The sequence below is a fragment of the Novosphingobium sp. Chol11 genome, from assembly GCF_900218065.1.
Classification (GTDB): Bacteria; Pseudomonadota; Alphaproteobacteria; order Sphingomonadales; family Sphingomonadaceae; genus Sphingobium; species Sphingobium agri.
Genome location: NZ_OBMU01000001.1, coordinates 2062438 through 2079937, shown reverse-complemented (window position 1 = coordinate 2079937; position 17500 = coordinate 2062438). Strand labels below are relative to the sequence as shown.

Sequence of the window (17500 nt, the reverse complement as noted above, 5' to 3'; positions counted from 1 at the left end):
GGTATTGTCGCCAAGCCCAGCTTCTTCGCTATTTCGACGCGAAGGTGCCCGTCAACGATGACATTGGCGGCGTTCACAGTGACAGGATCAAGAATGCCATGTTCGCGGATGCTGCCCTCAAGAGCGCGCTTTTTACCGCTCGGGTGCGACCGCGTACGTCGGGCAGCAGGGTGAAGTAGGCCTATGGCCACCTCTTCCCAGCGGCCGACCGCTGTGGCTCTGTTTGACTTATAACTCTTATCCGAACTTCGCATCGAGGCCTCCAATCAAGGGCCTCGACACGTCAGTCATGACGAGGCTACACATTTCTTTTGTGCCTCGTCTTCTACGAACAGATTAGACTGACCAATCTATTCGCGGGATTGTCTATCTGAGAAAAATCGTAAATTCAAGAATAAATTATCCGACGTTACAGACAATGTTCAACTTTACTTTCGTCGCTGAAGGAAAGGTTGCTCATTCCCTGCGCGCCAATCTCTATTCGCTGCTAGCGGGTGAAATTTACCCTGCTGCTGGGGGCAGGGTAACCTCCCAAAAAGCGTCGGCATTTCCGTCAGTAAACTCGATCATTTCCGACCTTTGAGGGTCTGAAACTGCGATTTTAGGCGTTAGCAGGGAAAAGCAGGCATATCGGCATGGTAGACGGGTTCGCTCTGGACTGCGTCCTGCACCATCGCCTTGGCATTACGCGCCGGGCCTTCCCTACTGAAAGTGCTTTTGGATGGGTCCGTCGTGGGTTCCCAGTGGGAAGCACTTTGGGCTTATGATTCGGCGGGATTGAAGGAAAGCTAGTTCAGCGTGGGGGCAGGCTAGCGAGGTGGTAAGCCGCCGTTCCGACAGCGACCAATAGCAGGCAGTCCGCTCACAAGTCGTTCGAGCTAGGGGATTAGATGTGCCGTTCATAGTCGCCCTGGATGTAGGCACGCATCGCTCCAGCTTCTTGCTCGATCTGGTCGAGCCGTGATTTTACAAGATCGCCAATCGACACGAACCCAACTAACTGATCGCGCTCCACCACCGGGAGATGACGGACGCGCTGCCCTGTCATCAGAGCCAGGGCGGCAATGACCGCCGTATCGGGGGCGACAGTGAGCACGGGTGAGGTCATCACCCGATCGACGGTCCATTCCATCACCGCCGCGCCGTTGGTTCGAAGTGCGTAGATCAGATCACGTTCGGACATGACCCCGACGATCCGCTCCCCGTCCAACACCGGGACCGCACCGATGCGCTCATCGGCAAGCAGCTCAAGGACATGCCACACCGTCTCCCCGGGCGTGACGGTCACAACGTCGCTCCAACTCCGCATAGTGCTCGAGATCGTCATACTGCCCTCCTGACTTCGCGGCCCTCCGTGCTGACATTATACCATGCGCGGATGGGGTGGCCCAAACCATTCCTCCCCCGCCCATACCGCGCGAATGACCCCGACTGATCGCGATCATCTCGGATAGAGGCCAGCCCCACCTCCTCCCCAGGCACGGGTGACAGGAACAGATCACGTCTAGCATAGTCTTGCTGATATAAGGTTTGCCCATTGCGAAGAACGTGGACCTGAAAGGAAGTCAGTGTGAGTGGCATCACGAAGGAAGAATTCTGTCAGCGATTCAAAGCCAGGATGATCGCTATCGACGGGGAAACACTAGCCGATGGCAGGAATGTCGCGGACTATGCCGACGATGCGGTTGGACGGTATTGGGACACCGACTGGCAACGGGATCAAGGCCCCGAGGCCTGTGCAGATGCCGACAAGGAAGAGCGGGAAGAAGAAGACGAATGATTCAGGTGGCATCCTGATATGCGCTAGAACGACGTTAGGTAGCGCGGGTCAAGCGTGTTATACTGAGCCATCCCGGTTCCGACTCTGTGCGTGCATGCCGTGACTGAGAGACAATCGCGCTCCCGCTCGACGAGGAGAGTGACATGTCCACCTCACCAAACATCCCATTCCCATTACCACTGCGGCAGACTGTTCTTCATGACCGGGTCGAGCGGCTGGGGCTCGCACTTGGCGCTTCACAGGAACGAACGTTCCGCGCCCGTGCCCTATCGCAACAGAACGAACGCGATCTACAAGCCGCTAGGGACTGTTGGGAGAACGAAGGCGGCACTGCCACCGGCGTTCCGCCAGCACCGAAGCTCACCATTCGACGGAAAGTCAGCACCCTTCAGTTTTCCGCTGATCTATTTCGCGATGACACGTTAGGGCGTGCGGTCATTCTGAACGCAGTTCTGGTATTGATGGCTGCAACTATTATCGTTGTTTTCTTCAGTTGATGAGACTTTTCTGAAACGAATAAACCTAAAATGAAGAGAACGATGAACCCTACCATGAGTCATTTGGATCTCGCAGCCGTAATGATCAGAGGTCAGTTAAGGCTGCCGCTGGTTCCGAACAAAACACAGATAAAATTGAAAAATCTTGAGAATTTGCTAACCACTGCACGAGATCAGGTGGCTTGCGGTGATCTTTTGACCCGCACTGACATACGTCATCTCAATAAAGCCTTTGATGAGCTGTCAGAACGGTAATCGTGGCTGCTGCTCTCATCGGCCATGGTTGCCGCGAATGTCGGCACGTGGTTGTTCGTGCTTGAACTGCAAACTTCGCTCATGGGTCAATCGCGGCAGCTTCTTTATCAAGAGCCTTGGCCCGGTCACGCGCCGCATCGCGTAACTGTGCTGCCTTCGCCTCGAGGTCCTCGGCCTCAACATCGGCTTGCCGCTGGTAATTTTCTCCCTCGGCCTCCAGCGCTTCCGCAGAAGCCTGCCTAGCTTTTCGAGCGGCATTATTTGCTCGATCCTGCACTTTACCCGCTCTCTCTGCAGGACCGGAGCCCTCATAAGCTACGCCCGATGCGTTCGCCGCAGCCTCATCTTGCTTCTCTCCCGCCTGCTCAGCGGGGCCTTCGCATCCCGCCAACCAGAGCACAGGAAAAAAGGCCAGAAATAAGCCCTTCAACGTGCGATGGCTTCCGCACGGGGCAGGTCTAAATGCTTCCGAGTAAGGTTGCGATCTGATCATATTGAATCCCGTCGATACTGACGCACAGTGCAGGTCGCGCAGGTGATGTTCGCCTAGCAACGACCGCCCTCATTTTCCCAGTCGTCGAGAGCGCGGGTGAGTTCATCATTCCGTGCAGTGCTCCACCATGAAGCATTTGCGCCTTCTGTGAGCTTCGCCTCTCGCCGAATACGGGTGGTTAGCCAGAGCCTAGCTGCTACAATTTTTTCATAGCCGTGGACCGATCCAGCGTAGGCGATCCGCGCTACGGCGCTGACGAAATCATCCGCCCAATCCGCCTCTCGCGGCTTGGATTCCGTAATCGTGATCATGGGAGAAACTCCCGTCATGCAAGCGGGAGCGCCCAAGTCTCTCAGTCACGGGATGCTTGCAAACAGAATCCGGTGATGAAATCATCTTATCATATAAGGAGAGCGAATCGTCTGCATTTTTCGCGCGGCGGGCAGTTCCGTAGCAACTGGCCGTTCGATAGGTAACTTAGAGTGCCAGAGCCTGTTTTGGCCCTACTGAGGCATAAGCCGAACCACCGGCTCTCCGCCCAAGCCAGCCATGACAGCGCGGGCCGCATCATTCACGCGTTACCGCAGCAACTGGACGACAAAGGCAGAGACCTGCGCAGCTTGGTTGCGGGATCTCTGTCGCGGTTCTCGAATTCAGGCATCTCGGCCTGCATCGCGCAACGGCGTCGGCGAGGATCGTCTCGAAATCCAATGCCTCAATGATGCCGAGCGCGGGAAGGCGCGACAGATCACGGCGGTGAAGGTTGCATCGGCCATGGCCGCCATGTCGGGGTAGGCGAGGGAGGTGCGCTATGCCCCTATATTTGGACGGCCGCCGATCCAAATGCGAACCGAGCGCTGACTATCTCCAAGCGACCAATTTCAGGCCCAAGAACCGTTTTGGACCTGATCAGAAAGCTGCCGCTTGGCCTGCGCGATTGCGTCATTCAGATTGCTGTATCGGAATGCGCCCACGCAAAAAGAGTCGATTGGTCGGCGCGTAATCCCGAGTTTCACCATCTCGGTGACTTCCGCTTCAGTGAGGGATGTTAGTCCCAGTCCCGATCGATATTCCAGTTCCTGATTCGTTATCACGGCGCGTTCTCCGCAGGAGCGACATGCGACATGTCAGGTATCCTTGTCCGATCTTGCCTTAGAAATCGGCTACGAGTCTGGTATGCCTTGCTACTGACTTCGCCGTCTGCAAACTGGCGCGCTAACGAGCTTTCGTTCTTTTCCACGACTTTCATCAGAGCTCTGAGGCTATCATCATAATCAGCCGATTTCGTGGCCCGTTCCTGGGCAAAGACATGGGCCCCATGCTCAGGATACGGAGTAGCGTTGACTAGCTGCCGAGTATGTAGCGAGGCGTCTCGATGAAATTCATATGCGGTCCGGGTTGAAGCTGATTCAGCGTTCATGATGGAGGTCTGTTCTTGAGCAAGCAAGGAGTTGAGGTCGCGATGTGGCACATCAGACTGAGCACATCCGCCATCATCTTCCCACCGCGTAATACTGGGATCGCGTACAGACGTATTATCTTCGGGCCGGGTCATCGTGCTGCTCCCTTGCGTTTGAGCGGGAGCGCGTATCATCTCTCAGCCGTCACATGCGGATCTGCCGAACGGTAGACTGTATATGGTAAGCCGGTCCGCAGATTGCAATGAGTAGGGATCGTTCGGTTTGCTCCTTCGGATCGGATCGTAGAAAGCGGCTGTTCCGCTTTCCACCCATGATCGTCATTCAGGGCAGCCCGTGAGTTAAAGCCGGGCGAGTCCCGTCAATTCAGACCGCAGCACTTCTTGTACTTCTTGCCTGATCCGCAAGGGCAGGGATCATTCCGACCGACTTTTTCAGACCTCGCCGATATCGGTCGATGCTGATCATTCTCCAGCCGCCACTCGTGGAGCATCAAAACCCAAACCGGAATCAGATCTGGTGCTTCGCGGTCCCAGCGATCCTCTTCCTCCTCGCTCAGCTGATGACGGCCGTCCGCGAAGGCTGCAAGCTCGGTGATCCCCGCAATCGCTGCCTTTGGCCCCTCGTCATCGCTTGCCCTTATCCGGTTCCAGCCGCGAGGCCCGAGTTTCATGGCCTTAGAGAAGCCTTCAATCCACAGCTCCCAAAGCGTCTCGTTGCTTCTAGTGTCGACTTCCAGGATCGGCGCGAAACCGTCCGGCTCGTCCAGGCTGGCGAGAATCTCGTTATGATGCCGCATCACGAGATCGAAAAAGCGTTGTAGATCCTCTGGAGCGTCGAATGCAGGCGTGTCTGGACCCCACACCTGTTTCAGCCACGTGGATGGGTGCACCATGTCTGGACTGACGATGATGCCGGTCAGAAAGCCGTCCAATTCCGACAGCAGCATGCCTTCGTCAAACTGGTTCAGCAGCAGCTCGTCAAGCTCGTCTAGGTAGGTGTCCATGCATGCCGTTCTACCTTGCGGCCAGCAGGTCGCCATCGATAAGCGGCACCATAGCTTTGGCTTTATCGGGCGGGTTTTTCCTACTGAAAGCGCGTTGAGATGGGTTCGATGTGGGTTCCTTGTGGGAAGCGCTTTGAACTCATAGTTTGGCCAAGAGCATTGTGGTTGAATTTTCCACCGGGAAGAAGCTGTGGTGGTCTCGAAGCTCAAAGCAGTACGATGTTTGTCACGCTTGCAATGCTTTTTCGACCAGTGCAGCTATCAAGTCAAACTCAGTGGGTATGGTGGTTCGTAGCGCCAGGATAAGCTCGCGCCTGACGTTTTCTTCCGGCAGGGAGAGGGCGTTAGCGAGGTGCGGAAACTCATTATGTTTACCCGCTCCAAGGCTCTGTTCTAGAATGTCGCAGAGCGCACTCTCATTGCCTAATCCCCACCGATCTGCGGGCGACTGCTCCCAACGAGGACTAACGCCGCACATTTCGATTGCTCGTTCAAACAACCATTTTTCTGGCCATTCGTCACCCATCAGGAAGGCCACCCGTTCCGAGATCCATCCGTAAATTTTTTCGCGTTCTGTGGTGAATTTGCCATCGCACATGTTTGCGATTTCGCTCTTGATGGCCGTCAGGGATCCGCGTTGATCACCGTCAAGGAGACAGAGGCAGTTTCGCCGCTTCTCCATATATCGCGCGGCCATTAATCGCTTGAGACTCGAGTGTGATCCAATTTCCATCAACCGCGAACGGTTCCGGAGATCGTGACCCAAACTCGCTTGTATAGTGGCAAGAGCGACTTCGTCCTCCACGAAAATGTCGAGTTCGTGAGGGTCGCTCCGGCCCATTCTCCCGCAGGCGTATTCAGCAGATATGCCCGGCAGAATTTGAGTGTGGCCGCCGATAGGCTCCACATAAATCCTGCCTTCCGGGGGAAGGGCAGCTAAAATCTCATAGGCGTGTGTCGTGCAGATAATCTGGCACTTCAATTCGAGGCATAAATCCTTTAAGACATTGATCAATACTGACTGCGCGCGTTCATGCAAGCCTAGTTCGATTTCATCTATAACTAGGAGGCTTCCAGGGCCAGCTGCAAAAATCGTGGATAATATTTCTAATACAGCGCTCTCCCCCGCTCCCATATTGAAACCAGAATAAGATAGCTCTCCAGATTTTACCTTTGGTATAGAATATCTCGAGTGCTCAAGCGACTCAAAATCAGCATATTTTTTACCAACTATTCGACTTGCCAGCTGGGCTATTCTGTTTCTTATCTGCGCATCAAGGTTGGTCGGCTTAAATAGCGATCGATATGATTTATGAGTGGACCGCTCATAATAGGGAACGACCCGCTGAACGCCGTGATACACAACATTGCGACTTACGCGTTTATCATAGTTGGTCCATTTCCCACCATGCTTCTTCTGACGAGTCTGCGTTCCTTCATGAGGTTCGCTGTTCCGCCATCGGTCATGACGAATACCGTAGGAGATAGTGACTCCGCCCGGCCCCACTTCTCCGGTTGATTGAATGAAAAAGTCACTAGGGCGCAGACTCATTACGCGTTGCACCAGAGGCGTGTGCAGATGAGCTTGATCGCCGCCAGATAGTTGGCAGCATCCTTGTCATATCGAGTGGCTATGCCCCGGAATTGCTTGATCCGATTGAAGAAGCGTTCGACCAGATTGCGCTGGCGGTAGAGCCAGGACGAGAAGCCGAAGCGCTGCTTGCGATTGGAGCGATTGGGAATGTTGGCCCAGATGTTCCTGGCTGCCGCAGCCTGGCGTATTGCGGTGCTGTCATAACCTTTGTCGCCGAGCAAAGTGGCGCCCTCGGGAATAGCTTCGATTAGGGCTTCGGCTTCGCACGCATCGTGGACCTGCCCACCCGTCAGTCGCAAGCTGACAGGACGTCCATCAGCGTCGACAAGAGCGTGGAGCTTGGTCGTAAGGCCGCCCCGGGAACGTCCCATGCCATGATCTCCAGACCCCCCTTTTTCCCCGTCGCACCGTGCTGGTGGACGCGCATGCAGGTGGAATCGATCATCACCAGTTCGCCGTTGAAGCCGGCGGAAACCGCCGTCAACAGACGGTCCCACACGCCGGCTTTTCGCCAACGAACGAACCGGTTGTAGCACGTCGTCGATGGACCATAGCGCTCTGGGATCTCGGCCCAGGGCGCACCGGAACGGAAGCGCCAGAGAATGCCATTTAGCACTCGCCGATCATCTACCCGCGGAACACCACGCGGCTTGTTGGGCAGCAACGGCTCGATGATCAGCCATTCCTTGTCCGTCAGTTCATACCGCCGCCGCGCCATACGCCCTCCATTCTCAAAGAGCGCCTGAATCATGCAGTGGCGGAGAGCTCAACTCAAATTATGAGTTCGCGCCCTAAAAGTGTAATATGGTTGTTTTCGGTCGGGCAGTTTGAACCCATTTCGACGGTTGTGGAAAGCGCACGCAGCGAGCGCCAATATAGTTGATTTCCCTGAGCCGTTCGGGCCTGCAATAGCGGTAATCGGGTAGGCAAGCTCGACTGTGCAGGGGCTTAATCCGCGCATACGCCCTTCAACGAGGGTAATCCTAGTTAGCGATTGGCGGGTGTGATCATTCGCGAACCATTTAAGATTACGATTGTCGGTTACTGAATGCACATACGACATGTCTGCCCTCCCTGCAGACGCCTTTGTCGAAATGCGCGGTGGCTGACAAGAAAATCCGTCGAACGAGGATGTTGGAGCGTGTGCTCAGAGGGAGGAGGTTCATCCGTTTGGAGAATCGCTGGCCAGAACAGCCGAAGCCAGCAGCGGTCGGGAGCGCAAATTCTTCCATCTTATATGAACAGGCGGAATCAAACGCCTATTGCGAAGCTGCTCCAATCCCGCCAGAAAAGTTCTGCCTTCCGTGAAAGCCGGAAGGTGGGGCGTAGGAACCCCTTCTCAGAGAACTCGGTCGCCAACTTTTTGGAGGCCGGGTGGCATGCGCGCATGTCCAGCCCGCGAGGGTAAAGGCGCATGCGCCTGCTCTCTGATCAGGTTCCTAACATCCGGCTTCGGCCGTCGCTCCAAGAGGTACATAGGGGTGACACGAGGTTGAAGCCGACGGTCGCTCTTCCATGCGTGAGGGGGCGAGCAGTGAAACATCAACAGCCATAGCGATGCTGCCTGTTCAGCCGTGCCCATCCGGGTTCGGCTTCATTTCTCATGCAAATGGAAAATCTAATGAAGAACATAATGCCCGCACTGTGTCTGGCGATCCTCTCCGCCTGCACCACGCCCGCCGATGTATCGAAGCCCTTAACGGCAGGTGGCGACAAAAATGCAAAGTTCGATATCAAACAGACTGCTGGCGGCTTTACGGTCGATCTGCGCTATTCTCGCTATCAGTTTATCCCGGAGGCTGGTGCCCTTCTGACGGCTTGCCGGTCGATCGTCATCGCACGGGTGGAAGAAGAAGCGAAGGTGAGGGGCCGCGCAATCAAGCCGATCGATGAGCAAGCCGTTCGTGTGTCGGTTGGCCGAAATATACTGAGTGGCCGGACGGCTTGCCGGGCGTTCGTGGAAGCGGTCTGGAACAGCTGAGGTCGTCCATGATCACATCTTCACAAATCGCTCGGCTGGAGAAGCTGACCGAGCTTCGGGATAAGGGTGCCCTGACCTCGGAGGAGTTTGAGCAACATAAGCAGGCCATTCTTGCTCCCCCGCCGCCCAGAGCGGCAAACACCTTCAATTCGACGGCCATCAAGAAGCGGCTGGTGGGTGACGTTGATCTGGGGGAATTCGAAACTCATCTGCGATGGATGACCCTTCCGCTGCAAAACTACGCCAACTTCACGGGACGGTCTGGACGGCGGGAATACTGGATGTTCACCCTTGGAGTGGCAGTAATCTATGCCATTCTGTTCATCATGTTTGAATCCTCTCTACGAGAAGACAACGCCTTCACCGGCATGTTTTCCCTTGGGATGGCTGGCTTGATTGCCATCGGCCTATTCCTTCCGGCGTTGGCGGTCCAGGTCCGACGCCTTCACGATCAGGATAAGCCCGGCTGGTGGGTGTTGCTCAATCTCGTGCCTTACCTCGGTGCGATCATCGTCCTGATCTTGATGTGCTTGGAAGGGACGGACGGACCTAACCGCTACGGGGATGATCCTAACACCATCTAACCGATAGCAGGTCGGCAGCGCCGTCCTGCGAACAGCAACCTATTCAGCGCCTTGGGAGCAATCCTTGGGCGCTTTTTCTTTGTCCAAAGGAGAAGTGAAATGCTTCTAATTCCCGATTCCTTGACCATGCGGCAGGTCATCGACGTAGCAACGAATGACACATTACGCGACATTCTCATGCAGCGGCTGGACCAGCTCGGCAGCATCGAGGGCTACGATCTTGGCGACCTTGCGCACTTCATCATCATGCAATCGACAGACAATTTGGCCGATCTGGATGCCGCTCTCGGCTTTTCCGTCTTGGACAACTTTGTTGATAGAACACCCTATGGTGATCCCGATTTTATACCCTCCACCGAATGGATTGCCGATCACGGAAGCTGGTATGAACTGACATACGTGCTGACCGATGACGGCTTCGGCTGGGGAATCTTTGTGCCCAAAGCCGAGGGTATGGACGAGCGCCTTCTTGCAATGTGCGCTGAGTTCTCTGTTCGCGATGCTGAGGGGCAGGGCAGGCGATGAAGGTGGTCGGCTACATAGTCGTGCTGGCTCTCGCTGCGGCGGCCTTGCGTCAGGCGATAATGGCGCTTGTCCTCATTGGGTTGGTGTTCTTGCTGTGGGCCGCCATCTTTCGTCCACAGGAGACGTTCGCTCTTCTCGCCTTCAGTCTGTTTGCCGTGATGCTCACGAACTTTCCTGCGGCTGTAGCGGGATTCTTCGCATTGGTGCTGGTGGTGGATGTTCTCAGGCGGCTAAAGTCAGGGGTGAGCCCAAGAGAGTGGACTGACGATCGTTAATCGAACGGCCAGTTGGGGAGGGGGCCTCTCTGGAAGTGCCCGGATCTGCACTCAGCCCGAATCAGCAAAACCGATTCTGGAAAACTGCTGATCGGTAGGCCTTCGTCTCTGTAACAATTTAGCGCCGAACGCCCTTTCACAAGGAAACGTGACCCACTTCCTATTGTAGGACCGTTCATTCAGTGCCGCCGGTTTGCCTACCGAAGTGGCTTTCGCTCAACGGCCCTTAGAAGGTGCCAAAACGCCATAAATTTTTTTTATGATGCGAAAGCGCCTTCATAGTAGGAATGGCGGAAATCCGCCGGTTTTTCGGTTTTCCGCTGTTGACGACAGCTTTCTGCACAGGCACTTCCCCTTTGCTCGCGGGCGACTAGGGCCTGCGAATGAAGCAATCGAGGCGACGGCTTCGGTTGAGATGTATGCGCCGCATCCGTGCGGTGTGAACCATCATCATCTTACTTGCCTACCTTGGGTGGCGTGTTCGCACGCGCTCTGAGGCTGTGCCGCCATTTCGGGAAGATAACATGGAAATTATACGCTTAGATTCACAAACAATGAAATTTGGAGAGGATGCCTACCGCTGTTTCCTGGAGGTGGAGAAGTTGGGACTCGCCCGGTTTCGGGGACGCCGTGCTATCGTCGGGGCAATTCGCGCTTGCATCAAAAATGGTGTCGTTGGCCATAATGATATTGCATACACGGTGAGCCGCATAACTGGGTGTGCTTATACAACGATCTCTACGATTATGCGTGAATTCACTGGAAGTGATCATGAGATGCACTTCTGGACATTTGACAAAGACAGAAACTACTCACTTCTTAGTGAAGATGGACATCGTAATGCTGAAGTATCTTCGGTGTGGATTGCTAACTAACTTCAGGTGACACTTGGTCCCAGGGGTGCACCTTGGGACCATTCACCTCTCGCCGGTATAGCGATGCAGTACCGACCAACGTGTGCGTGCTTTGTGAACAGTTGGTCCGCCGGGGACCACTCATGCCTGCTTTTCTGTGCCAGCTGAATATCTGAAAAACTGCGCGCACTTGAAAACTGGCGATTCGGGTGGGGCACTACCGCCTCGAGCAGATGGCGGCGGTGATCTGATGGTCAAAAGTGGTGCACTTCTGCAACACGGCATCTATTAATCAAACTGGATACCAAACTGCATCCCTAGCCCCGATCCTGCTTGCTCTGAGTCATGTTCCCGCACAGGATAAAGTCATCAGATAGCGCAATGGTCATAGTGCTAAATGGAGAACAGGAAAATTCCACAGGAAGAATTCATGGAACAGAAATCAACCACAAGCGGTGGCAGAAAAATTGATGCTTCGAATATAAAAATCAGCAAACATGATCTCAAGAGTTCAGTTTGCAAGACTGTTGGCGTATTTTTAGAATCAATCAAAGTGTCAGATAAAGTAGACAAGATACAACTCGACGACTGGAGCGTTCTAGGTGAAGCCGACCGGCTGGCGCAAGAAGCGCAAGCTCCAGACATGTTGATTTCGGACCTCTGCCTAAAAGGGCAAGCCACCGCGATCTATGCCCAACCTGGTGCCGGTAAAACCATGATGATGGTGTACGAATTGATGCAATCCGTCGCGAAGGGGAGGATCGTCCCTGGATCGGTCTATTACGTAAATGCAGACGATAACAGCTTCGGGGCCGCCGAGAAGGCTATGATCTTCGAGGAAAAGGGCATTAACATGCTCATTCCCGGTGAGAACGGATTTTCCGCATCAAAGCTGATGCCCGAGATGGCCAAGATGGTTGCCTCAAAGGAGGCGAAGGGGCGGACTGTCATCCTCGACACGCTGAAGAAATTCACCTCCATCATGAACAAGACGGAGGCGAGCCAGTTTGGTGACCTTTGCAGGCAATTTGTCGCCGTAGGGGGCAGCGTAATTGTGCTGGCGCATACCAACAAGCATCCAGGTGCCGATGGCAAGCTGACGTTCGCAGGTACGACCGATATCATCGAGGATTTTGATGCTGCGTATGTCGCGAAGCTTGAGCAAGGAATTGAAGGCCAGCGGTGTTCCGTAACCTTCTCCAAGCTCAAGGGTCGGAGCGGCAATGCTGAGACTGCTGTTTATGTATACGATCGCGATGCGAGCATATCGTACCGTGAACGACTGGCGTCCATGCAACGTCTGAATGAGGAGGACGCGCTACAATTGAGCGCTGCCATCGAAGCGGCAGGTGACGACGACATAATTGAAGCTATCGAAGATGCGATTCTAAGCGAAACTCGAGCGAAGACCGACATTCTGAAGAAGGTCGCTCAACAGCTCTCCATCCCTCGCCATCGCGTTAAAACGGCGTTGGAAAAATATGAGAACAAGAAGCCTGAAGAGGGTAGGTGGTTTAAGGATGTGGGGCCTCACAACACCCACCGATATTATCTGCACGACGGCGACAAGTTCTAGGCTTTTAGAATTCCAGTTTAGCTAGTTTTTCAGTTCCGCTGCCAACTGCGACCCTCTCGGTATCTCACCGACGCTGGGAGGGCCGCTCAGGGCGGGCTGCATGCCTTTCAACGCCATTCATCACTCTCATCGCCTGGGAGCCCCCGCAGACGCCGATGACGCGCGTCCGGCGGCGAACCCTCTGTGTCCATACGTCGCGCTCCTGCGGCCACCCTTCCGCAAGCTAAATCAGAAGGAAAGATCACTATGCCCAAGGCCAAACTCGATGCGACATTCGCGCTGACTGCTTCCTGCCCACCCGGCAAGAAGAAGATCGACTACTATGACACCACCATTACCGGCTTCGTGCTGGAAGTGCGGTCCAGCGGAGGCCGCAGCTATTACCTCCGCTATCAAGATGAGTATGGCGGCCAGCGGCAGTACAAAATCGCCGCCTATGGGGACATCACGTTCGACAGGGCCCGGAAAGAGGCTCAGCGCTTACGGTCTCAAGTCGTCCTTGGCGGCGATCCGGCAGCGTCGAAAGGAGAGAAGCGCGCGATATTGACCTATGCCGCGCTCGCCGAACAGCACCTCGATTACGCAAAGACCTACCAAAAATCGCCCGCCAACACTGAACGAATTATCCGGCTTCATCTAGTGCCCCGGTGGGGAAAGCTACGCCTGGACGAAATCACGCAACCTGCCGTTGCTAAATGGCTCGGGGAGAAGCACAACGCTGGCCTGGCCCCCGCGACTGTCGAAAAGATCAGGGTGCTGTTCAATCGCTCGTTTGAACTGGCGCTCCGGTGGAACACTCCAGGCGTCACGAAAAACCCAGTAAAGGGCATCCCTCGTAAGCCGATCAACAATGCGCGCGACCGCTATTTGAACGCCGCAGAGGTCAAGCGGCTGATGGCTGCCGTAGAGGTGTCGCTCAATCGGCAGCTCAAATTCATCGTTCCGCTATTACTCCTTACCGGTGCGCGTGTGTCCGAGCTGCTGCATGCGGAATGGAGGCACATCAGCCTCGAACGGCGGGTTTGGCTGATTCCGACATCAAAGACCGGAAAGTCGCGGCATGTGCCACTGTCCCAGCCCGCCATCGACCTCATCGGGCGCATCCCCAAGTTAGATAAGTGCCCATATCTGTTGCCGAACCCCGAAACAAAGCTACCGTTCGTATCGATTAAACATGCTTGGCAGACGGCAAGGGCTGAGGCCTTTCTGCCCGATCTTCGCATTCACGACCTTCGCCACTCTGCGGCATCGTTCATGATCAATGCGGGAATCGATTTGTTCGCCGTGGGCAGGGTGCTGGGTCATGCCGATCACAAAAGTACCATGCGCTATTCGCACCTCGCCAACGACACTTTGCTGGCGGCTGTGGAGGCCGGGGCCAAGAAGATGAGGGCAATTTCTCCCACCGTCAGCTGATCAATCTGATCCTACCTCATTTGACCTGACTGACAGGGGTAGAGCGTCCAATCTCTTTGCCGCCGCTTAGAACGTCCCAATTCAATGAAAGACATATCATGCAAGCATATACATCAGACCCCGACGCTGAGGCGTCGATCAGAACCCCCGCCGATGTTTTGGAGCGCCTGCGAGCACTCCTCGAAGAAATCAAACCCCTTAATCGGCATGATCAAGCTATCGTACTGATTGAAGCCTGCATCTTGGAGGGCATCAACACCCGGCCTCAGATTGTCAGTGTCGGTAGTGAACTGGGCTTCGACTATCGGCATGTCGCCATTACCATCAACGACCAGGAAGGCCGTCACCCTGATCGGCATAGATGGTGTCGCGACGCGGAGGGGCGTTACAGCCTTCTCCAGTGAGCGCGATCGACCGGAAGTAAAGCCGGGCTGACCCAACCCTGTCCTTTAACCCTGAGCGCCTGCGGATCTCCGTGGGCGCTTTTTCTATGTCCGAAAGGATCAATCATGCTCTCTCTACCCGATCGTCCCGCCCTACAAGAGGCGCTCTCTTCGCCTGTGCGCCCTGACATCCAGCCGCTGCTCAGTCGTCGCATTAAACGGTTTTTCGATGACGGCTTGGCCGATTATACTCATCTTCTGGTGGTTGAAGCCGATGACAGTGAAGCAAAACTGCTGGATGAAATCGGCCTCACGCCCTTTGAACACGATGGTATTCGTTATGGCTCATCCGACTTTCATCCCAGATGGGACCTCCTGCACGATCACGGCGGTTGGTTCGAAATGACCTTCTGCATCGCCGACAGCGGCTTTGCCTACGTCCTTCTTATCGAGGATGCCGATCGCTCCTGCCTTGCCCGCATGTGTCGGATCATGTCTGACCCGCTCGATTGACGGCATTCACGTCAGCCCCCTTTATCCTCCCTTCTGTGTATCGGCTCAGCGGCTGGTGCATGGAGGGGAGGTCCTCCCTATTTTTTTGTTCGCGACATCGTGCGCGGCGATAACGGCCAAGAAGCTCCCTAAGGCCATCACGTGCAAATCGGCCGCTCCCGATTGTATCTAGGCCAAACCAAGGTGGTTCCGCTTTCCACCATTGCGCAATTGATTTCCAAACCAACTTCATTCCGACAGATGGCCGTAACCCTTCCATAGCTGCGCCCGGTCGGCTGGCATTGCAAGAACTGGCCGCTCGCCAATTCACTGAGCTTGGCTGTCGCAGCAGCGCCAGACGCAGTTGGGCAAGGATGTCCAGGGGAGCAGTTCTCATCGCTTTCGCGGGCCGCCACGGCATGAAGCCGAACACGAGTACCATCGCTGCAGCGTAGGGTGTCGCCATCTGTGATGGCTGCGACCTGACAGGAGAATCCCGCGCCGTGAACGGTGGGTCGATTTGCTAAGGCCTCTATCGATGATCCCGGCCAGAAGAAGACAAGCAATCCAACGCTGACGACGAACACTGCCGAGAGGAGAAGGACTATGGGATCAGCCTTGGACCTAAGCGTTGGCCGCCGCGAGCGTCCTTTGTTCTTCATTCTGCGCCGCGTATCAGACGCTGACCAAGAGTTGTGTCCTCGCATTGCGCGCGCCCTATTCCTCTAAACACCAATGGATGCAGGGCATATTACCGAAGCAACTGCCCAAATCTTAATTGCCGGGGATGTTATCTCAGCGCCGCCGCAGTGCCGTGCATAGATTGGCCACGCTCGTGAGCACCGCCGCCACCCCAAGCAAGAACGAACCGTCGATAATCACCATTGCCGACTCCTTTCCTCTCAGGCATGTTCCACATTTGTTCTCGTGTAGGAAAGGAGATTCGTTGATGAGCGTCACTGTCCAGCCGATCCCTGATAGCGTCAGGCTTCGCATCACCGGAGATGTCGAAACGATGTTGTCCGTCCCCTATGAAGATGATGACCGCTTTCTGCTCGGATTTAGCGATGGCACGCTGCTGGTCGGTTCCTATGACGACCGGCTGAACTGCAACTGGACGGTGGCCAGGGAAGGGGCGGGGATCGTGCAATTCACCAGCGGAGGCGTTCGGCTGGACTGGCGGGTCGAATGGGCTACGGTATCGGCCTATGATGCGAACGTAGCTGAGCCACCTCTGCCGCAGGCCTTGCCGCTCTTCCCTACCTTGGATCGATGGGCCGCCTGATTTCATGCATGATGGTGCCCCGCGATGAGCGCGTCCAGCCGACAGGCGACCTTTCGCCATAGATTGACGCCTCCAGGTTCGCCCGCCGCAGCCAATTCGCTCGGCCACCTTCACCGGCGCAAGCTCGCCATATCGGCGCAGGACCATGGACGCCATGGCCCATAGTTCCTGGTCGCGGGTCAAGCCAGTTCGATGCGATCGACGGCGAGCAGGTCGAACCCATTACGAGTACCGGAAACTTTCACGCGCATGCCGAACATATGTCGGTGCCGTTTAAGGGCTTCGAGCCGCCATTCGCCGCCATCAGGCATCCGGAGGATAGGGTAGGGGCCATTTTCCAACAATATGCCTGTTAGTTCATGTGCGGTCGGGCGGTGCATCATTCACATCCTATTCCATCGCCATCCCGATCCAGATGGCGGCCATAGCCGGGATCGCCCACCCTGACCGGAGCAGCGCCAGCAGCGCGGGCTGCAGTGCAGTTAGGGAATGCGCCGCCGCCTGCCAACCGCGATGATTGGCGGATTGGAGTCGCTGAGGCACGATGGCAATGATAGTCACCGGTCTTTCGGTTGTTGTGGCATCCTTCAGCGTTGAGGCCACCGGGATGGGCTGGTGCTACTGAAGCAGACAACGCGGATAGTGCTGCGATCATCAAGCCTAGCCGGCTCATCAGAAAGCCCGCTGGACGGTTGCAGGGTCATACGGTTGACATACGCCAGCATAATCGCCGGATTTTCCGCTAAGGCTGATGTGACCTCGAAGGCGGTCAATCCGCAGCTTAGGGGAGTTGAACACGTTGACCTGGACCGTTCCGGTAATTTCATCCTGCGCCTTGACGACATCCTTAATCTCAAACCAGCCGTCCTTCCCGCCGCGAATTTTAGGGAGCATCGCGCGAGGCATTCTGATCTGGCCCGTGCCGTCGTCTGCCAAATCGATATTCACTTGATCGTCAAACGGCACGTCGCGAGTCCCGATAGCCTGACCCCACGCGGATGCACCATTGTTCGCCCAAGCGGAACCGTAAGTGCTGGTGACACGGCTCGCAGAGCCATTTCCGATGCAGACAAGGTGGAGTGGTGC

At 55.5% G+C, this 17500-nt stretch carries 22 protein-coding genes and 1 pseudogene; 11 read left to right on the top strand and 12 right to left on the bottom strand.

The window, feature by feature from the left end; genetic code table 11:
* Positions 1-886: 886 nt before the first annotated feature.
* Positions 887-1288, bottom strand: coding sequence for a CBS domain-containing protein (locus NCHOL11_RS10390; protein WP_369680239.1), 402 nt, complete (start codon positions 1286-1288; stop codon positions 887-889).
* A 330-nt stretch (positions 1289-1618) separates the two neighbouring features.
* On the opposite strand from NCHOL11_RS10390, the gene NCHOL11_RS10385 reads away from it, so the two are divergent.
* Complete coding sequence (locus NCHOL11_RS10385) at positions 1619-1780, top strand: hypothetical protein (protein ID WP_217991064.1); 162 nt, start codon at positions 1619-1621, stop codon at positions 1778-1780.
* Positions 1781-1923: 143 nt separating this feature from the next.
* Complete coding sequence (locus tag NCHOL11_RS18075) at positions 1924-2277, top strand: hypothetical protein (RefSeq protein WP_141397846.1); 354 nt, start codon at positions 1924-1926, stop codon at positions 2275-2277.
* 334 nt (positions 2278-2611) lie between these two features.
* Here NCHOL11_RS18075 and NCHOL11_RS10375 read toward each other — a convergent pair whose 3' ends face one another.
* The 7 genes and pseudogenes from NCHOL11_RS10375 to NCHOL11_RS18800 form a co-directional block, all read right to left on the bottom strand.
* Positions 2612-3025 carry a hypothetical protein gene (locus tag NCHOL11_RS10375; RefSeq protein ID WP_255254766.1) on the bottom strand — a complete coding sequence of 138 codons (414 nt, stop codon included), beginning with the start codon at positions 3023-3025 and terminating at the stop codon, positions 2612-2614.
* A 53-nt stretch (positions 3026-3078) separates the two neighbouring features.
* Positions 3079-3336 (bottom strand): hypothetical protein, encoded by a 258-nt coding sequence (locus NCHOL11_RS18070; protein ID WP_141397845.1) that lies wholly within the window; start codon positions 3334-3336, stop codon positions 3079-3081.
* A 779-nt stretch (positions 3337-4115) separates the two neighbouring features.
* On the bottom strand, positions 4116-4580 hold the full coding sequence (locus NCHOL11_RS18385; RefSeq protein ID WP_141397844.1) for a hypothetical protein: 465 nt from the start codon (positions 4578-4580) through the stop codon (positions 4116-4118).
* 224 nt (positions 4581-4804) lie between these two features.
* Positions 4805-5485, bottom strand: coding sequence for a UPF0149 family protein (locus NCHOL11_RS10370; RefSeq protein WP_255254765.1), 681 nt, complete (start codon positions 5483-5485; stop codon positions 4805-4807).
* Between the two features lie 190 nt (positions 5486-5675).
* Positions 5676-7001 carry an ATP-dependent nuclease gene (locus NCHOL11_RS10365; RefSeq protein WP_097092234.1) on the bottom strand — a complete coding sequence of 442 codons (1326 nt, stop codon included), beginning with the start codon at positions 6999-7001 and terminating at the stop codon, positions 5676-5678.
* Positions 7001-7761: pseudogene (locus NCHOL11_RS10360) on the bottom strand (IS5 family transposase). The gene NCHOL11_RS10365 and the pseudogene NCHOL11_RS10360 overlap by 1 nt, the downstream one beginning before the upstream one ends.
* 48 nt (positions 7762-7809) lie before the next feature.
* Positions 7810-8004 carry an AAA family ATPase gene (locus tag NCHOL11_RS18800; RefSeq protein WP_369680248.1) on the bottom strand — a complete coding sequence of 65 codons (195 nt, stop codon included), beginning with the start codon at positions 8002-8004 and terminating at the stop codon, positions 7810-7812.
* A 660-nt stretch (positions 8005-8664) separates the two neighbouring features.
* Here NCHOL11_RS18800 and NCHOL11_RS10355 point away from each other — a divergent pair.
* From NCHOL11_RS10355 to NCHOL11_RS10330, 7 genes are all read left to right on the top strand, one after another.
* Positions 8665-9024, top strand: coding sequence for a hypothetical protein (locus NCHOL11_RS10355; RefSeq protein WP_097092232.1), 360 nt, complete (start codon positions 8665-8667; stop codon positions 9022-9024).
* Between the two features lie 8 nt (positions 9025-9032).
* The gene (locus tag NCHOL11_RS10350) at positions 9033-9608 is read left to right on the top strand and encodes a DUF805 domain-containing protein (protein WP_097092231.1); all 576 of its coding nucleotides are present in this window, start codon (positions 9033-9035) and stop codon (positions 9606-9608) included.
* Positions 9609-9707: 99 nt separating this feature from the next.
* Positions 9708-10133, top strand: a complete 426-nt coding sequence (locus tag NCHOL11_RS10345; protein WP_097092230.1) for a hypothetical protein — start codon at positions 9708-9710, stop codon at positions 10131-10133.
* The gene (locus NCHOL11_RS10340; RefSeq protein ID WP_097092229.1) at positions 10130-10408 is read left to right on the top strand and encodes a hypothetical protein; all 279 of its coding nucleotides are present in this window, start codon (positions 10130-10132) and stop codon (positions 10406-10408) included. The genes NCHOL11_RS10345 and NCHOL11_RS10340 overlap by 4 nt, the downstream gene beginning before the upstream one ends.
* Positions 10409-10932: 524 nt before the next feature.
* On the top strand, positions 10933-11283 hold the full coding sequence (locus NCHOL11_RS18055; RefSeq protein WP_141397842.1) for a hypothetical protein: 351 nt from the start codon (positions 10933-10935) through the stop codon (positions 11281-11283).
* 409 nt (positions 11284-11692) lie between these two features.
* Positions 11693-12838, top strand: a complete 1146-nt coding sequence (locus NCHOL11_RS10335; protein WP_176502222.1) for an AAA family ATPase — start codon at positions 11693-11695, stop codon at positions 12836-12838.
* 246 nt (positions 12839-13084) lie between these two features.
* Complete coding sequence (locus NCHOL11_RS10330; RefSeq protein WP_097092227.1) at positions 13085-14254, top strand: site-specific integrase; 1170 nt, start codon at positions 13085-13087, stop codon at positions 14252-14254.
* A 113-nt stretch (positions 14255-14367) separates the two neighbouring features.
* On the opposite strand, the gene NCHOL11_RS18380 is transcribed toward NCHOL11_RS10330, so the two are convergent.
* A complete protein-coding gene (locus NCHOL11_RS18380) occupies positions 14368-14613 on the bottom strand; it encodes a hypothetical protein (protein WP_097092226.1) in 246 nt (81 codons plus the stop codon).
* 150 nt (positions 14614-14763) lie between these two features.
* Between NCHOL11_RS18380 and NCHOL11_RS10320 the strand changes: the two genes are divergently transcribed.
* Together NCHOL11_RS10320 and NCHOL11_RS10315 are read left to right on the top strand one after the other, a co-directional pair.
* Complete coding sequence (locus tag NCHOL11_RS10320) at positions 14764-15150, top strand: hypothetical protein (RefSeq protein ID WP_141397841.1); 387 nt, start codon at positions 14764-14766, stop codon at positions 15148-15150.
* Positions 15151-16078: 928 nt separating this feature from the next.
* Complete coding sequence (locus NCHOL11_RS10315) at positions 16079-16414, top strand: hypothetical protein (protein ID WP_097092224.1); 336 nt, start codon at positions 16079-16081, stop codon at positions 16412-16414.
* A 179-nt stretch (positions 16415-16593) separates the two neighbouring features.
* Here NCHOL11_RS10315 and NCHOL11_RS10305 read toward each other — a convergent pair whose 3' ends face one another.
* The 3 genes from NCHOL11_RS10305 to NCHOL11_RS10295 all read right to left on the bottom strand — a co-directional run.
* Complete coding sequence (locus NCHOL11_RS10305) at positions 16594-16797, bottom strand: DUF5818 domain-containing protein (protein WP_369680238.1); 204 nt, start codon at positions 16795-16797, stop codon at positions 16594-16596.
* Positions 16794-17069 (bottom strand): excalibur calcium-binding domain-containing protein, encoded by a 276-nt coding sequence (locus NCHOL11_RS10300; protein WP_255254764.1) that lies wholly within the window; start codon positions 17067-17069, stop codon positions 16794-16796. Before NCHOL11_RS10300 ends, NCHOL11_RS10305 begins: the two co-directional genes overlap by 4 nt.
* Positions 17070-17086: 17 nt before the next feature.
* Positions 17087-17500: hypothetical protein (locus NCHOL11_RS10295; protein WP_441339476.1), on the bottom strand; the 414-nt coding region annotated here is incomplete at its 5' end.

Bases quoted from the DNA above. Each gene is read 5' to 3' on its own strand.
- NCHOL11_RS10385 (WP_217991064.1), top strand. From the start codon at position 1,619: ATGATCGCTATCGACGGGGAAACACTAGCCGATGGCAGGAATGTCGCG.
- NCHOL11_RS18075 (WP_141397846.1), top strand. From the start codon at position 1,924: ATGTCCACCTCACCAAACATCCCATTCCCATTACCACTGCGGCAGACT.
- NCHOL11_RS10375 (WP_255254766.1), bottom strand. From the start codon at position 3,025: ATGATCAGATCGCAACCTTACTCGGAAGCATTTAGACCTGCCCCGTGC.
- NCHOL11_RS18070 (WP_141397845.1), bottom strand. From the start codon at position 3,336: ATGATCACGATTACGGAATCCAAGCCGCGAGAGGCGGATTGGGCGGAT.
- NCHOL11_RS18385 (WP_141397844.1), bottom strand. From the start codon at position 4,580: ATGACCCGGCCCGAAGATAATACGTCTGTACGCGATCCCAGTATTACG.
- NCHOL11_RS10370 (WP_255254765.1), bottom strand. From the start codon at position 5,485: ATGGCGACCTGCTGGCCGCAAGGTAGAACGGCATGCATGGACACCTAC.
- NCHOL11_RS10365 (WP_097092234.1), bottom strand. From the start codon at position 7,001: ATGAGTCTGCGCCCTAGTGACTTTTTCATTCAATCAACCGGAGAAGTG.
- NCHOL11_RS18800 (WP_369680248.1), bottom strand. From the start codon at position 8,004: ATGCGCGGATTAAGCCCCTGCACAGTCGAGCTTGCCTACCCGATTACC.
- NCHOL11_RS10355 (WP_097092232.1), top strand. From the start codon at position 8,665: ATGAAGAACATAATGCCCGCACTGTGTCTGGCGATCCTCTCCGCCTGC.
- NCHOL11_RS10350 (WP_097092231.1), top strand. From the start codon at position 9,033: ATGATCACATCTTCACAAATCGCTCGGCTGGAGAAGCTGACCGAGCTT.
- NCHOL11_RS10345 (WP_097092230.1), top strand. From the start codon at position 9,708: ATGCTTCTAATTCCCGATTCCTTGACCATGCGGCAGGTCATCGACGTA.
- NCHOL11_RS10340 (WP_097092229.1), top strand. From the start codon at position 10,130: ATGAAGGTGGTCGGCTACATAGTCGTGCTGGCTCTCGCTGCGGCGGCC.
- NCHOL11_RS18055 (WP_141397842.1), top strand. From the start codon at position 10,933: ATGGAAATTATACGCTTAGATTCACAAACAATGAAATTTGGAGAGGAT.
- NCHOL11_RS10335 (WP_176502222.1), top strand. From the start codon at position 11,693: ATGGAACAGAAATCAACCACAAGCGGTGGCAGAAAAATTGATGCTTCG.
- NCHOL11_RS10330 (WP_097092227.1), top strand. From the start codon at position 13,085: ATGCCCAAGGCCAAACTCGATGCGACATTCGCGCTGACTGCTTCCTGC.
- NCHOL11_RS18380 (WP_097092226.1), bottom strand. From the start codon at position 14,613: ATGCCGATCAGGGTGACGGCCTTCCTGGTCGTTGATGGTAATGGCGAC.
- NCHOL11_RS10320 (WP_141397841.1), top strand. From the start codon at position 14,764: ATGCTCTCTCTACCCGATCGTCCCGCCCTACAAGAGGCGCTCTCTTCG.
- NCHOL11_RS10315 (WP_097092224.1), top strand. From the start codon at position 16,079: ATGAGCGTCACTGTCCAGCCGATCCCTGATAGCGTCAGGCTTCGCATC.
- NCHOL11_RS10305 (WP_369680238.1), bottom strand. From the start codon at position 16,797: ATGATGCACCGCCCGACCGCACATGAACTAACAGGCATATTGTTGGAA.
- NCHOL11_RS10300 (WP_255254764.1), bottom strand. From the start codon at position 17,069: ATGATCGCAGCACTATCCGCGTTGTCTGCTTCAGTAGCACCAGCCCAT.